Source organism: Rossellomorea arthrocnemi, assembly GCF_904424705.1.
Taxonomy (GTDB): Bacteria; Bacillota; Bacilli; order Bacillales; family Bacillaceae_B; genus Rossellomorea; species Rossellomorea arthrocnemi.
In genome coordinates, this window is sequence record NZ_CAJGBF010000002.1 from 197,223 (window position 1) to 211,387 (window position 14,165).

Consider the following 14,165-nt stretch of genomic DNA (forward strand, 5'->3'; position numbering starts at 1 on the left):
CAATTCCTCCTTAATCTTTCGTAAAGCCTAATAGAACCCCGCCAATAATGATCAGAACACATCCAACAATGACGAGAAGAATTTGCTTTTTGGATTTCTTTTCACCTAAGAAAAACAAGCCGCCCAGAGTAGAAATGACGATTCCCGTTTGGGATAGGGAGAAGCTTGTCGCAACTCCGATACGGGGAAGGGCAAGGAGCAAGCCCAAATTCCCCGAAGCCCACATAAGTCCGGTTAAAATATTTCGAATCGTATATTTGTTAAATGGCTTGTGCCTGAACGTGATGACAACGGCTCCAAGGAACATACCGATTGCCTGTGGTAAAATCGCTTCCCAGCCGCCAATATCAAACCATCTTAAAATGACGACATAGGCTATGTATCCACAACTTGAAAGGAGCAGTGTCAACAGACCTTTTTTCAATTGAGAGTCTTCATCCCCCTCGGATTTCTGAGTAAATGAGGTCAGGACGACACCGATGATAAGAGCTAAAACAGCTCCGCTTCCGAGGAGGATCGTTTCCGTTGTTTTCCATTCTTTAAATACTAAAACACCAAAGAGCGTGGTTCCGATCAGCTGCATTCCCGTTGAAATCGGAACGGTTTTGGAAACGCCGATGAATTTTACACTCGCCAGCTGGTTCACTTGCCCGACGGCCCAAAAGACGCCGGAAATAAAGCCGATCCCCCAGACAAATAATGTTAACTCAGGGGACTTGATGAAGAAAACGCCAATCGCAAACAGCAATGAACCAACTGTGATTCCCACCGTTTGACTATAGGCATTCCCCCCGAGTTTTACACTTACAAACACAAGGCTTCCCCACGCGACCGCGGGGATCAGGGCTAAAAGAATCCCTATCATACATCCACATCCTTTTTCCGACAATAATCATAGCTTTCCTCTGAAACAAAAATTCTAGCCGTTTCGACTGGAAAAACGTAAAATTTTTTCCACCCTCTGATTCATACCCTTCTTTCGTCCAATATAATCTCAAGGTGAGGTTGAAATATGAAGCAATGTAAACATACCAAAAAACCCCCCCGGGAAATCGGAAGGAATATGCCTGGTTAATGAAAGAAATTGACAACAGATTCATAGATGAAGCTCATTCAGAGCTCCTTGAAAACATGGAACGCGTCGGATAAACAAAGAAGAAAGCGTTGGGATGTAATCAACGCTTTCTTCTTTGTCATTTGGTAGAAGTATGTATCGGGACAATGACTCTTTCATTCTCAATATTCACCACGACATGGACATCACGGTCAATGGAAAGATCTTTGAACCGTAACGAATATAGACCGGTAGGATTTTTTTCAATGGATTGGATGACGACTTGTGAAAATCTTGGATCACTCATGACCAATTTAACGACCGTCTCTTCCGTTTTGCTTTGCTTGTCTGTCAAAAATATCAATTGATCCGCCGAAGCACTCCTGGGATACGATTCCTGCAGCTCACCATTGAAGGTCACATTCACTTTTCTTCCCATCTCTATATCTTCTTTATGAAGCTTTTTATCATGATCTGTCCTCATGACGGTTTGTTGATCGAAAGAAAACCAAACATCATTAATCAGCACTTGGTTGTTTTCCAACTGGGTCACAAAGCCTATGAAATCTGTGCTTGCTTGAGATGAATTGACAGAGGTTGACGGCCCGCAGCCGATGATTAGAATACAGGAACAAAGTATCATAACAATCAAACATTTCTTCATAGACTCCCCCCTTATTAAATTAGACGAACGAAAGTACTATTTGGTTTCACTATTTTTTGAAAAAAAGGTTATTTCCTACTTTTTCTACAAAAGATGGGAAAAGTTGATAGATCCTACTTCCCATATTCATCCATCTTGGCAGATTAATTTCTCTCTTATTGGTAAAGAGTGCGTTCACCACTTTTTCCGCGACGTATGCAGGGTCCAGCATGAACTTCTGCACATTCTTCACGTACGTACCTGATTCATCGGCAATGGAAAAGAAGTTTGTGGCAATCGGCCCGGGGTTGACCGCCGTCACCTTCACCCCGTACCTTTTCGCCTCCATTCTTACACTATTCGTATACCCGAGGACTGCATGCTTGGAGGCAGAATAAGCACTTGATTTCGGGGTGGCGAACTTCCCTGCCTGAGAAGCGATATTGATGATGTGGCCAGAGCCTTGTTTACGCATATAAGGAAGAGCTTCCCCTGTACATGCCATCAGCCCTAGAACATTCACATCCATCATCCCTTTTACATCTTGAAAGGAGGTTTCATGTGCTTCCTGAAAGATCCCATACCCTGCGTTATTGATTAAGGCATGGATCGATCCGAAGTCCTGCAAAATGGTGTGGAACACATGCGGTATTTGATCATAATCCGTTACATTCAATGGATACACTTCGACCTTACTGTTGAATTCTTTTATCAACTTTTCCTTCAATGCTTCAAGTAAATGGACACGACGTGCGATCAACGCAAGATCCCCGCCATTCTCTGCCACTTTTATGGCCATTTGTTCCCCGATCCCACCAGAAGCACCGGTAATGACAATCGTTTTCCCTTTGATTCTACTGTTCATATTTCGTCACATCTTTCTAAGCAGAATAATAATAGATTCCTTCATGCTTTTCTTTCCGTATATATTGAAGGGATTCAAGGTAATCCAATTGTCCGATGGTCTCGGACAATGTCAAACCGAGCTCCTTCTGATACACGGAAGGAAATAATCTCTTGCATATTTCAAATACAGTCACTCGGTTTCCTTTTATCATTTCGAGTACACCTTTCGCTCTTTCATGCTGTTTCCCTAATCTCCTCGGAATTAATCCATGAACATCCGTAATGTTGTCCCCATGCCCTGTGTAGGCAAGGGAAATCGGAAAATCCAAAAGCTTTTTCAATGAAGCATTGTACTGCAGCAATGGCTTTGAACGCTCACTTTCCCCTTCAAAAGGGGGTTCAATAAGGGGATTGGGAGAAATAGTAGCGAGTATGTGGTCGCCAGCTATCAGCACACCATCACTTTCCCTGTAAAAGGATAAGTGACTCTGAGCATGACCAAGAGTTTCGATGATGGACCACCCTGCCATTCCGGAAATGTTATCCCCCTCCCCAATCTCTACATCCAGCTTACGGTCCCCCATGAATTTAAGTGGACTCTTAAATTTCGGGATGGCACGGAGATATTCTTGCGGAAGTCCGGACTCCATGGCGAGTTCCATGAAAAAACGATCGTACACTTCATGAAAGTGGTCGTCCCGGTGAAGCCAGAACCGATTATATTGATGACCAAGCACCTTGACGGATGATGGAAAACGATCAAGCAACCCGGCATGATCGGGGTGATGATGAGTCAGGACAATTTGTTCGATATCCTGAGGGGTATAGCCTAATAGGCACAATTGTTCAGTCAGCTGCACCCAGGCCGTATCTGTAAGAGGTCCGGCATCCACTAATGTCAAGGCATCCCCTTTCACTAAATAAACATTCACATCTCCTACGGCAAATGGAGTGGAGAGTGTGATTTTTGCGATATCATTCACTAAGGTTGTCATATTTTCACCACATTCTTCATAATAAAAAGGCAAAGCCATGAAGCACGGAACCTTGCCGGTTTGTCACCATTTCCAGGAAATGAATGACCCTTCATTATCTAGTGTACATTTTTTTCTATACGATGTCATTTTTAAAAAGATTGAATATACTAAAAATAAACCCTTGACATATAACCTGTATTTCTACGATAATCACCTATAATATAGAATTGTTCATTAATCAAATGTTATATAAGGATAAAGCGATGATAAAGACTAGTAGTGAATAGATGATGTTAGAGATCGGAGCCCACCGGCTGAAAGGCACCGTCGTCCTCTCTATTTGTGAACCTGCCTTTTGAGCGTCTAAAAGCAGAACGTGTTCCAGCGTTAATGGAATTCGAGTGTGTTCATTTCCTTTCTTGAAAATGGACAAAACAAGGTGGTACCACGGAAGCGAGACCCTTTCGTCCTTTAGGATGAGAGGGTCTGTTTTTTTTGAATACAAAAGGAGGAATGAGCGAATGAAGACATTGTTTATTGGAGCGGGATCGATGGCTCATGCTTTAATGGGCGGCGCATTGAGTGCAGGTGTATTGACATGTGAAGAAGTGTATGTAACCAATCGTGCCAATCAGGAGCGTTTGGATCATATTATGCATGAATTCTGTGTCCAGAAGGTGAACCAGGACACCTCCTATGATGTCATCATCCTCGCCATGAAGCCAAAGGACTTTCATGAGGCGGCAGAGTCGATTAGAACCCACCTTAAAGAGAATACGCTGGTCATTTCCGTCTTGGCGGGAATCACCATGGACCACCTAAGCGACAAGCTCTCTTTTAACGGGGCTATGGCAAGAGCCATGCCCAATACAAGTGCAGCCCTGGGAAAATCGGCAACGGCCGTATCGTTTAACAAGTACCTCTCACACTCCCAGAAGGAATGGACAACAACTTTATTTCGGTCCGTCGGAACAGCAGTGGAAGTAGAGGAAGAGAAATTGGACCTTATTACGGCTTTATCAGGGAGCGGGCCTGCTTATATCTATTATGTCGCCGAGTTGCTTAAAGGTGCTGCAGTAAAGTTGGGGCTGGAAGAAGACCTCGCTAAAGGCCTTGTCACTCAAACGATTGCAGGAGCCAGTGCCATGCTTACAGATTCCGGATTAGAAGCACAGGAATTAAGAAAAAACGTGACCAGCGCAGGTGGAACGACCGAAGCTGGGATCTCCGCGTTAGAGGACTATCATATAAGAGATGCGTTTTTTCAATGTATCGCTTCAGCAAGGGACCGCTCTCAGATACTTGGTAATGAATTAAAGAGACAATCTTTGAAAAAATAAACGTATAACACACCATGTGATTCACGGGTATCCTGTTTCATTGAAATATAATCAACGAAATAATAAAGAAGGTCGATACAGATGAATCCCCTGCTCATTTTACTTTTTACCGTCCTTGTCGTCTGGCTTTTCCTGTCCATTGATGTATGGAGAGGTTTGGCGAAGGTCTCAGAGATTGAAGAAATAAAGGGCACGGATAGTGGTCCGCTTCTTTCCATAATCGTGCCTGCAAGGAATGAAGAAGAATCGGTAACAGACAGTATCACATCCCAACTCGGGCAGGATTATGGCAGGATTGAATGGATTCTTGTCAATGATCGTTCAACGGACAGCACTCATAGAAAACTTGGAGCACTGGCTGAACTGGACAAGCGGATCCGCGTCCTCCATCTCGACACATTAGAAAAAGGATGGCTTGGAAAAAATCAGGCGTTATATAAAGGGTATGCGCTATCGAAAGGATCACTCATCCTGTTTACCGATGCAGATGTCCTCTTTAAAGACCCTTCCATCCTATCCCGGGCTGTCGCGTTCTTTCAATCCCAGAAGCTTGATCACCTTACCCTGGCTCCCGGCATCAAATCACAAACATTCTGGTTAAAAAGCTTTGTTGCATTCTTTTTATTCGGTTTTTCTTTTTATAAACGACCCTGGAAAGCAAATGATCCATCCTCCGGGACTGGGATGGGAATTGGTGCCTTCAATCTGATCACCCGGTCTGCTTATGAGGATATCGGTACCCATGAGAAGATCAGGCACATGCCCGATGACGACCTGCAGCTGGGAGTGCATATAAAAAAGCGGGGAAAACGTCAGGCGTTTCTCACTGCCCTTTATTCATTGGAGGTGGCGTGGTATCACTCCTTGAAAGAAGCCTTTAAGGGCCTTGAGAAAAATACGTTTGCAGGTCTCCATTACTCCATCCTCCTTGTGTTGTTTGCCATGACGGGGATATTCTGCTCTACTGTCCTTCCTTTCTTGACGATATTTTCAGGAAACCCGCTGATTGTGATGGTGAGCATACTTATCATCCTTTTCATTTTTGCAACTTATTTTAAGGTCATTAAAAAGATGACAAACGAGTCACCACTCCTTTTTCTGTCATTGCCCGTAACTGCCTTGTTATTCATCTATTCAATAGCACGGGCGATGTTTCTGACCTTTAAACGGGGAGGGATCGAATGGCGTGGAACGATTTATTCTCTGAAAGAGCTAAGGAAAAAAAGAAAGTAGAGCACATTTCTTTTCGGAGAAAAATGTTGTTGTTATAATCGTTGTATAAAAATGTTTAGAAACCCGAAATAAACTTGTCATGGAAGGGGATCGCAAATGAAAGCAAAGCTATTTGAACCATATACGCTTAAAAATGTTGAACTGAAGAACAGAATCGTCATGGCACCTATGTGTATGTATTCTTCCCATAACCAAGATGGAAAAGTCGAAAACTGGCATCGCACCCACTATACGAGCCGCGCCGTCGGCGGAGTCGGGCTCATCATTCAAGAAGCAACGGCTGTCACGCCACAAGGCAGGATTTCTCCTCAGGATCTGGGGATTTGGGATGACGGGCATATTGAAGGACTAAGAGAACTAGTTGACTTAATCAAGGATCAGGGTGCAAAAACCGGAATCCAGCTTGCTCATGCAGGGAGAAAAGCCGTACTTGAAGGCGATATCCTTGCACCATCTGCGATTCCATTTAATGAAGAGATGAAAACACCTGTTGAAATGACAGCGGGTGATATTGAAGAAACCATCACCGCCTTCATCAAGGGAGCAGAAAGGGCGAAGAAAGCAGGCTTTGATGTAATCGAGATTCACGGTGCCCACGGTTATCTCATCAACGAGTTCCTCTCTCCTCTATCCAATAAACGGAGAGACGAGTACGGCGGTTCAGCAGAAAACCGCTACCGTTTCCTCCGTGAAGTCATTGACGGAATTCAGCAGGTATGGGATGGACCACTCCTTGTGCGGGTTTCTGCCAAAGATTATAACGATGAAGGCCTGGACGTTGGAGACTATATCGTATTCGCAAAATGGATGAAAGAACAAGGCGTCGATTTAATCGATGTCAGTTCCGGAGCCCTTGTCCCGGCACGCATCCCGGTATTCCCAGGCTATCAGGTGAAGCTAGCGGAGAACATCAAGAATGCAGCAGGCATTGACACCGGAGCGGTAGGACTGATTACAACAGGCATTCAGGCGGAAGAGATACTGCGAAACGAACGGGCCGACCTCATCCTCCTTGCACGTGAAATGCTGCGGGATCCTTACTGGCCAAGAACGGCGGCTCTTGAGCTCGGTGTTGAAATCGAAGCACCTAAACAGTATGAGCGCGGCTGGTAAGTACCGGAAGTTACATAAAAAAGTGTGGAACTGGAATCTGCGTTCCACACTTTTTTTATTTATTCATACACCTTTTGCACTTCATATCTGAACCCTGAGCAATGGTAATTCTGTTTTTGATACATCAGTCTCGGCGTATCTTCCCCATCCGCCACGAGTATGATAATTTTATCAAGGAACCGTTCCATGACAAACCCCTGCAGCCTGCTGGCAATTCCTTTCTTTTGAAACGATTCGTGTACCATCAATCCGTCTATTTCCGCTGAATCTTCTTCGATGATCACATCCAGAGATCCGGCTGGTGTCCCTTTATAGAAAGCCAGGAGCTGCATTATTCGGGGATTTTTAAAATTCCGCTTATGCATGTCCACCTTTTGATCAGCAAAGCCCGGACCATACTCCATATCCTGCTCGTATTGGAAGGCAAGATACGCATAGAGGTCCTCCTCCATCACTTCCCTTATATCGATATCAGCATTGTCTTCTAAAGACGGAAATTGACCAGGGGTAATAAGATACAGCTCATTGAAACCTTTCTCATATCCTTCTTGCTTAAAATAGTCCATTAATTCATCTGAAGGCTTATGATTTTCCGGAAACAGGAACTTCACATGCTTCTGACCATTGGCTCGATGGAATTCACGTAAAAAGCGGGATGCCTTTTTGAATTCTTCAAGAGTCGGCTGTTTCTTGAATGCAAGAAAGTTACTATCATACCTCGTCAGCATTTCCGGAAAATGAATATGTTGATAAAGAGCGTTTTCCCCTATTACATGCCCAGGATTATAAATATGTTCAAATGTGAATGATTTCATCTGTATTCCCCTTTTTCTGTTTATACAGTCTTTCCTACTCCCAAATACGCTGAACAGAAGCACCGTCTTCTTCCAGTCTTACGATGTAGACATCTGGATTAGAAAGGGCGAACAATTCCTCGTATCCATAGCTTTCATCAAACAATCTTAAAAGCAGTGTCGTTAAATTACCATGACTCACACAAACAATGTGATCCTCTTCTTTTTTCACTGCTTCATCTATAAAGGATCTTGCCCGTTCCATCGCCATTTGATTGGATTCCCCACCAGGTAATGAGAGAGAGAAATCCTCAAAACTCCTCTTTAACTTTTCCATCCAATTTGGAAGGTCCTGATTACTCAATACTCTTTCTCCCAATCTGTCGTCCTCGTGGATAACCAGCCCCGTACGTTTGGCAAATGGTGCGATCGTGTCAACTGCCCTAACAAACGGACTTGAATAAATCGCTTGTATAGATCGGGTTGCCAAAAAGTCTGCCAATTGGATCGCCTGACGTTCCCCGGCTTTCGTTAACGGGGCATGAAACGGCTGCCCTTCCGCTTTTGCATGACGTACGATATAAATCGTCTTCATTTCTTCCCCCCCCTATTTCTTTAAAGGTATGACGTATTCCATGAAATCTTTGGCCATATAAGTTTCATGGAAGATGTCTCTCGCTTCATGCTCCAGTTCTCCCCAGGATTCCTTTGCATACCGGGAAGAAATATGGGTAAGAAAGAGCCGCCTTGCCCCGGCAGCAAATGCCGTCTCACCTGCCTGTTTCGTCGTGGAATGAAAATACTGCCGGGCCATGTCTTCTTGATCCCGGTTGAAAGTTGCTTCATGAACCAATACATCTGCAGACTTAGAAAGCTTCACCGCATTGGAACAAACCCTCGTGTCTCCTAAGATAGTGACAACCCGTCCGGGAATAGAAGGTCCCAGAAAATCCTTTCCATCAATCTCTCTTCCATCTTCCAGCCGTACCGTTTGTCCTGATTTTAACTTCTTATATAAAGGACCCGGGGGAACACCAATCTCCCGTAATTGATCTACTTGAAGGACACCGTGCTTATCCTTTTCCACTACACGGTATCCGAAGGTAGTCAGAGCGTGATCAAGTTCCCCTGCCTCTACTCTGAACCCTTCATCTTCAAAGATGATCCCTTCCTCAATTTCCACCACTTCAAGGGGATATTGAAGATGAGTCCTGCTCACGGAAAGGGAAACGTTAATATACTCTTTGATTCCCTTAGGACCATAAACCGTTAGCTCTGATTCCCCCCCTTGGAAGGAGCGGCTCCCCAATAATCCCGGAAGCCCGTAAATATGATCACCATGCAGATGGGTAATGAAAATCTTTTCGATTCTTCTCGGTTTTAAGCTTGTATGTAAAATTTGATGCTGTGTCGCTTCCCCACAATCAAAAAGCCAAACCGCACCACGTTCCTCTAATAATTTCAAGGCGATACTGGTCACATTGCGGAGTTTTGCAGGTACCCCTGCACCCGTTCCTAAAAATAACAATTCCACTTCATTCACTCCTCAGATGAGCTATGCTGCCTCTATTTTAGCATAATCCCCGTCTTTTTACCCTTTCCCGGAAAATGAGTTATAAGAATGAAAATTAAAGCCAAGATAATGATGAAGATGTTTGCACAAAAGTAAAACGTTTTCATGATTTTACTCGGGAAAAGCCATCAGCATATAATTTGCTAAATGTAGCAGAAGTCTTTAAAATTAAGTAATTGTATAGGATATTAAATAAGAAGAAACGCATAAATAAGGGTTACAACAAGATAAAGTGAGGTCATGACATTGAATAATTCAACTACACCAACGTCTCTGATTACGATTTTTGGAGCGACAGGTGATCTAGCGAAAAGAAAACTATATCCGTCTCTTTATCATTTGTTCCGTAAAGGGAAAATTTCAAAGCGTTTTGCCGTTGTAGGTGTAGCTCGACGTGAATGGTCAAACGAAGAATTCCAGGAACACGTCAAGACATCGGTACATAAAGCTTTAGGCAGCAATGAAAACATCGATGAGTTTGTCTCACATTTCTATTATCAGCCGAATGATGTGTCTAACAGTGATTCATACAAAGCATTGAAGAACTTATCGGATGAGCTCGATGTAACATATGAATTAGAAGGAAATCGCATTTTCTACCTGGCGATGGCTCCTGAATTCTTCGGAACGATTACTGAGCAATTGAAAAATCAAGGACTGACCGATTCTAACGGATTCCAGAGACTAGTGATTGAAAAGCCGTTCGGTCACGACTTGCCTTCAGCTGAAAAACTGAACAGTCAGATCCGCGAGTCCTTCTCTGAGGATCAAATTTATCGTATCGATCACTATCTCGGTAAAGAAATGGTGCAGAATATTGAGGTCATCCGTTTCTCTAATGCGATGTTTGAACCCCTTTGGAACAACCGCTATATCTCGAATATCCAAGTCACTTCTTCGGAAGAACTAGGTGTAGAAGATCGCGGGCGATATTATGAAAAAAGCGGAGCACTTCGGGATATGGTCCAAAACCACCTGCTTCAAATGGTTGCCTTACTCGCCATGGAGCCGCCGATCAAATTGACAACGGACGAAATCCGCAGTGAAAAAGTACGTGTATTACGATCCCTTCGTCCATTTGAACATGAAGAAGTAAAAGACTATTTCGTTCGCGGACAATACGGCCCAGGAAAAGCCGGTAATCAGGATGTGCCCGGTTACCGGGAAGCAGAAAACGTGGATGATCAGTCTAATACAGAATCATATGTTGCCGGGAAGTTGATGATTGATAACTTCCGTTGGGCCGGTGTCCCATTCTATATCCGTACTGGAAAAAGAATGGAGGCAAAATCAACGAAAATCGTCATCCAGTTCAAAGATATCCCGATGAATCTGTACTACAATCCGGACAAGCCGTTGGCTCCAAACCTGCTGGTCATTCATATCCAGCCTGAAGAGGGAATCACCCTTCACCTGAACGTAAAAAAATCAGGACAGAATATCGAAACGACTCCGGTGAAACTGAACTTTGCCAACAACAGCGTGGACGGAATGAACACACCGGAAGCGTATGAAAAACTTCTATTCGATTGTCTGCGTGGAGATGCCACGAATTTCACCCATTGGGATGAAGTGAAACTTTCATGGGCATTCGTCGACAAAATCTCCGAAGTATGGGAACATACTCGTGACGGGGAATTCCCGAACTACGAAGCAGGGTCGATGGGTCCGAAAGCCGCTGACAATCTGCTCGCAAAAGACGGCTTCTACTGGTGGCCAATTGCAAATCTAGACGTAGACCAATGCTGAGAAAGGTGTGGAACAATGAAAATATTTGATGTAACAGCCCCAATCTTTAACGGGATGCCCGTTTATAAGAACAAGCCGGAGAAACAACCGACGATTGAAACGAACACAAACGGCCATGTGACGGAGTCAAGACTCTCTTTGGACGTTCATACAGGAACCCATGTGGACGCTCCCCTGCACATGATCAACGACGGCGAGACGATTGAAACCATTGATATCGAGAAGCTCGTCCGCCCTGTTAAAGTATTTGATGTAACAGAAGTCGATGAAAAAATCAGTCTTAAGGATATCAACGGATTAGACATTGAAGAGAATGACTTCATCCTCTTCAAAACGAAGAATTCATGGGATACAGAATTCAACTTTGACTTCATCTATGTAGCTGAAGACGCTGCAGCATACCTTGCCGAGAAGAAGATCTCAGGCGTGGGGATCGACGCACTGGGTATCGAAAGAGCCCAGGAAGGTCACCCCACACACCGCAGCCTGATGGGTAGCGGCGTCATCATCATGGAAGGCCTTCAGTTGAAAGACATCAAAGCTGGCCAGTACTTCATGGTGGCAGCACCACTTAAAATTCAAAATACCGATGCATCACCGGCACGCGTGCTGTTGTTTGATGAAATGATCGGGTAAATATTTGATGTAGACTCTCTGGCTTATGGCCGGGGAGTTTTTTTTGAGGGGACCTCTTTTACTGACCTTTTCAGATCATTGTGGTGTGTTTTCGTAGATTTTCAAGCTCTATTGAACATGTAAGAATTGCCCAGGTGAATGAAGGCTGATTTACTGAAGAAAATGAAGTTGTTTTTGAATTGCGGAGGCCACTATAGCGGAACCAGTACCAGTTTGAGGAAAACTTGTGCTACTTTCACAAAGAACTCGTGCCAGTTCAGAACAAACGAGTGTCACTTTCACCGAGACTCGTTCCAAATTGTGAATAAAAAGAATGGTTATCGTTTACAACCAGCTTCCAAACGGCCCGGCGCGTCATTGGAGTGAAAACACAAAAAAACAGGTGCCTCATTCTATGAGACACCTAGTTCTGCCCTAATACAATTTTTTCAAAGCTTCCTTATCAAATGGCAGCAGGTCATCTGCTCTGCCTTCCTCGACTTTCCTTACCCATTCAGGGTCCTGCAGGAGTGATCGCCCGATGGCGACCAGATCGAATTCTCCACTGTCCAGTCTTTGGATCAGACCATCCAGGCTTGTTGTACCCGCACCTGAGAAGCTAGTGAATTCACCATCGAGTCCAACCGATCCGACCGATACCACAGGTTTACCTGTCAGCTTTTTCGTCCAGCCGGCAAGATTCAAGTCAGATCCTTCAAATTCCGGCTCCCAGAAACGGCGTGTCGAGCAATGAAAAATATCCACGCCTGCTTTCACAAGAGGCTCAAGGAAACGATCCAGTTCATCAGGGGTCGTTGCAAGCTTTGCGTTGAAATCATTCATTTTCCATTGTGAAAAACGGAAGATGATTGGGAAATCAGGTCCCACTTCACGACGACATGCTTCAATCACCTCAACGGCAAACCGGGTCCTTCCGACCATGTCTCCTCCATATCGGTCCGTACGATGGTTCGTATGCGACCAGAAGAATTGATCAATTAAATATCCATGTGCACCGTGAAGCTCTATGCCGTCAAAACCAAGCCGTTTGGCATCTGCTGCTGCCTGAGCGTAGGCTTCCACCATCATTACGACTTCTTCTTCCGACATCGGCTCTGTTATTTTTTCACCTGCTAAGCTTAGCCCAGATGGTCCAACAGGCAACGCTTCTTCATTTGGGAGCTCCCCCATTTTACGTGTCATCCCCACATGCCAAAGCTGTGGAACGATCTTGCCACCAGCGTTGTGGACTTCCTTTACGACTTCGGCCCAGCCGTTCTGAGCCTCTTCACCATAGAACAGAGGGATGCTCGCTCCTGAAACAGAAGCTGGATGGTTGATTCCGGTTCCTTCCGTAACAATCAACCCTACACCATTTTCAGCTCTGCGTCGATAATAGGCTGCAACATCTTTATCAGGTACTCCATTTGGGGAGAACCCCCGTGTCATTGGCGCCATCACTGTACGATTGGATAGCTGTAACTTCTCACTTTTGAATGGTCTGAATAATGGTTCTGTCGATATATTGGTTTGACTCATTGAAATGCCTCCTCTTTTCTTCATGCATTTTCATTATTTCAAACCCGAACCGAAAATCAAAGAAATCTGTTTCCATTCACATTCAGCCTCTATGTAATTCTCTCGAAAGTGCATGAATCGCTGCCATCACTTCCCTTACGTTTTGTTCACCATTCATCTCATTTCTTGCATGAAGGAGTACGGGTCTGACCGACTCGACAGACCTACCGAATTCATACATCCATTCGTAGCGTGGAACCATCCATGTATGGAAGTGATGCGTTGTGTCCTCATTGTAAAAATAATAAACATATTCGATTCCCAATACATCCCTCTGAGCTTTTCTGATTCGGGTCAAGCAGTTGATATAATCAAGTTTCTCCGCCTCAGTCAGTTCATCAAAACACGTAATATGCCTTTTGGAGGCCAAAATGATCAAACCCTTGATTGGATAAGCCACATCCTGATGGGCATGGAAATACGCCGTTTCGAGCACTACCCCGCCATCAGGTTCGATCAAGCCGCTTGTCAATGCACAGCTTAGACAAGCGACCTCCACTTGTTTGCCATTTGATAATGTGATTTGTCTCATATGTCCCCCACTACTCGCTATTTTTTCAGAAATCATACTACTGCACGAAGATGAAGTTTGTAGTCTTCAGTACTATTTGTAATGCATGCTTCTCAATTTATATCCCCACTTCAAAAAG

The 14,165-nt window shown here is 44.3% G+C and carries 14 protein-coding genes; 5 read left to right on the forward strand and 9 right to left on the reverse strand.

The annotated features are described in order from the left end of the window. Positions 1-10: 10 nt before the first annotated feature. The 4 genes from BAA9072_RS03980 to BAA9072_RS03995 all read right to left on the reverse strand — a co-directional run bounded on the left by BAA9072_RS03980 (position 11) and on the right by BAA9072_RS03995 (position 3,538). Entirely contained in the window at positions 11-862 is an 852-nt protein-coding gene (locus tag BAA9072_RS03980; RefSeq protein WP_201713690.1) for a GRP family sugar transporter, read from the reverse strand. A gap of 331 nt (positions 863-1,193) precedes the next feature. Continuing rightward, positions 1,194-1,718 carry a DUF3221 domain-containing protein gene (locus tag BAA9072_RS03985; protein ID WP_201713402.1) on the reverse strand — a complete coding sequence of 175 codons (525 nt, stop codon included), beginning with the start codon at positions 1,716-1,718 and terminating at the stop codon, positions 1,194-1,196. A gap of 49 nt (positions 1,719-1,767) precedes the next feature. Then, a complete protein-coding gene (locus BAA9072_RS03990; protein WP_201713403.1) occupies positions 1,768-2,562 on the reverse strand; it encodes an SDR family NAD(P)-dependent oxidoreductase in 795 nt (264 codons plus the stop codon). Between the two features lie 16 nt (positions 2,563-2,578). Beyond that, positions 2,579-3,538 (reverse strand): MBL fold metallo-hydrolase, encoded by a 960-nt coding sequence (locus BAA9072_RS03995; protein ID WP_201713404.1) that lies wholly within the window; start codon positions 3,536-3,538, stop codon positions 2,579-2,581. A gap of 503 nt (positions 3,539-4,041) precedes the next feature. On the opposite strand from BAA9072_RS03995, the gene proC reads away from it, so the two are divergent. From proC to namA, 3 genes are all read left to right on the forward strand, one after another. Further along, positions 4,042-4,860, forward strand: a complete 819-nt coding sequence (gene proC, locus BAA9072_RS04000; protein WP_201713405.1) for a pyrroline-5-carboxylate reductase — start codon at positions 4,042-4,044, stop codon at positions 4,858-4,860. A gap of 81 nt (positions 4,861-4,941) precedes the next feature. Then, positions 4,942-6,093 carry a glycosyltransferase gene (locus BAA9072_RS04005; RefSeq protein ID WP_201713406.1) on the forward strand — a complete coding sequence of 384 codons (1,152 nt, stop codon included), beginning with the start codon at positions 4,942-4,944 and terminating at the stop codon, positions 6,091-6,093. Between the two features lie 96 nt (positions 6,094-6,189). Continuing rightward, positions 6,190-7,206: an NADPH dehydrogenase NamA gene (gene namA / locus BAA9072_RS04010; protein WP_201713407.1), complete on the forward strand. Its 1,017-nt coding sequence runs from the start codon at positions 6,190-6,192 to the stop codon at positions 7,204-7,206. A gap of 59 nt (positions 7,207-7,265) precedes the next feature. Here the strand turns inward: namA and BAA9072_RS04015 are convergent, their stop codons facing one another. From BAA9072_RS04015 to rnz, 3 genes are read right to left on the reverse strand one after another with little or no spacing between them, the layout of a single operon-like run. Next, complete coding sequence (locus BAA9072_RS04015; protein ID WP_201713408.1) at positions 7,266-8,021, reverse strand: GNAT family N-acetyltransferase; 756 nt, start codon at positions 8,019-8,021, stop codon at positions 7,266-7,268. Between the two features lie 34 nt (positions 8,022-8,055). Beyond that, the gene (locus BAA9072_RS04020; protein WP_201713409.1) at positions 8,056-8,595 is read right to left on the reverse strand and encodes a histidine phosphatase family protein; all 540 of its coding nucleotides are present in this window, start codon (positions 8,593-8,595) and stop codon (positions 8,056-8,058) included. Positions 8,596-8,607: 12 nt separating this feature from the next. Beyond that, complete coding sequence (gene rnz, locus BAA9072_RS04025; protein ID WP_201713410.1) at positions 8,608-9,534, reverse strand: ribonuclease Z; 927 nt, start codon at positions 9,532-9,534, stop codon at positions 8,608-8,610. A 285-nt stretch (positions 9,535-9,819) separates the two neighbouring features. Between rnz and zwf the strand changes: the two genes are divergently transcribed. Together zwf and BAA9072_RS04035 are read left to right on the forward strand one after the other, a co-directional pair. Beyond that, positions 9,820-11,322, forward strand: coding sequence for a glucose-6-phosphate dehydrogenase (zwf, locus tag BAA9072_RS04030; RefSeq protein ID WP_201713411.1), 1,503 nt, complete (start codon positions 9,820-9,822; stop codon positions 11,320-11,322). 15 nt (positions 11,323-11,337) lie between these two features. Next, a complete protein-coding gene (locus BAA9072_RS04035; RefSeq protein ID WP_201713412.1) occupies positions 11,338-11,958 on the forward strand; it encodes a cyclase family protein in 621 nt (206 codons plus the stop codon). Positions 11,959-12,372: 414 nt separating this feature from the next. Here the strand turns inward: BAA9072_RS04035 and BAA9072_RS04040 are convergent, their stop codons facing one another. Further along, positions 12,373-13,476 (reverse strand): NADH:flavin oxidoreductase, encoded by a 1,104-nt coding sequence (locus BAA9072_RS04040; RefSeq protein ID WP_201713413.1) that lies wholly within the window; start codon positions 13,474-13,476, stop codon positions 12,373-12,375. Positions 13,477-13,558: 82 nt separating this feature from the next. After that, positions 13,559-14,047: an HIT family protein gene (locus BAA9072_RS04045; RefSeq protein WP_201713414.1), complete on the reverse strand. Its 489-nt coding sequence runs from the start codon at positions 14,045-14,047 to the stop codon at positions 13,559-13,561. Positions 14,048-14,165 lie beyond the last annotated feature (118 nt).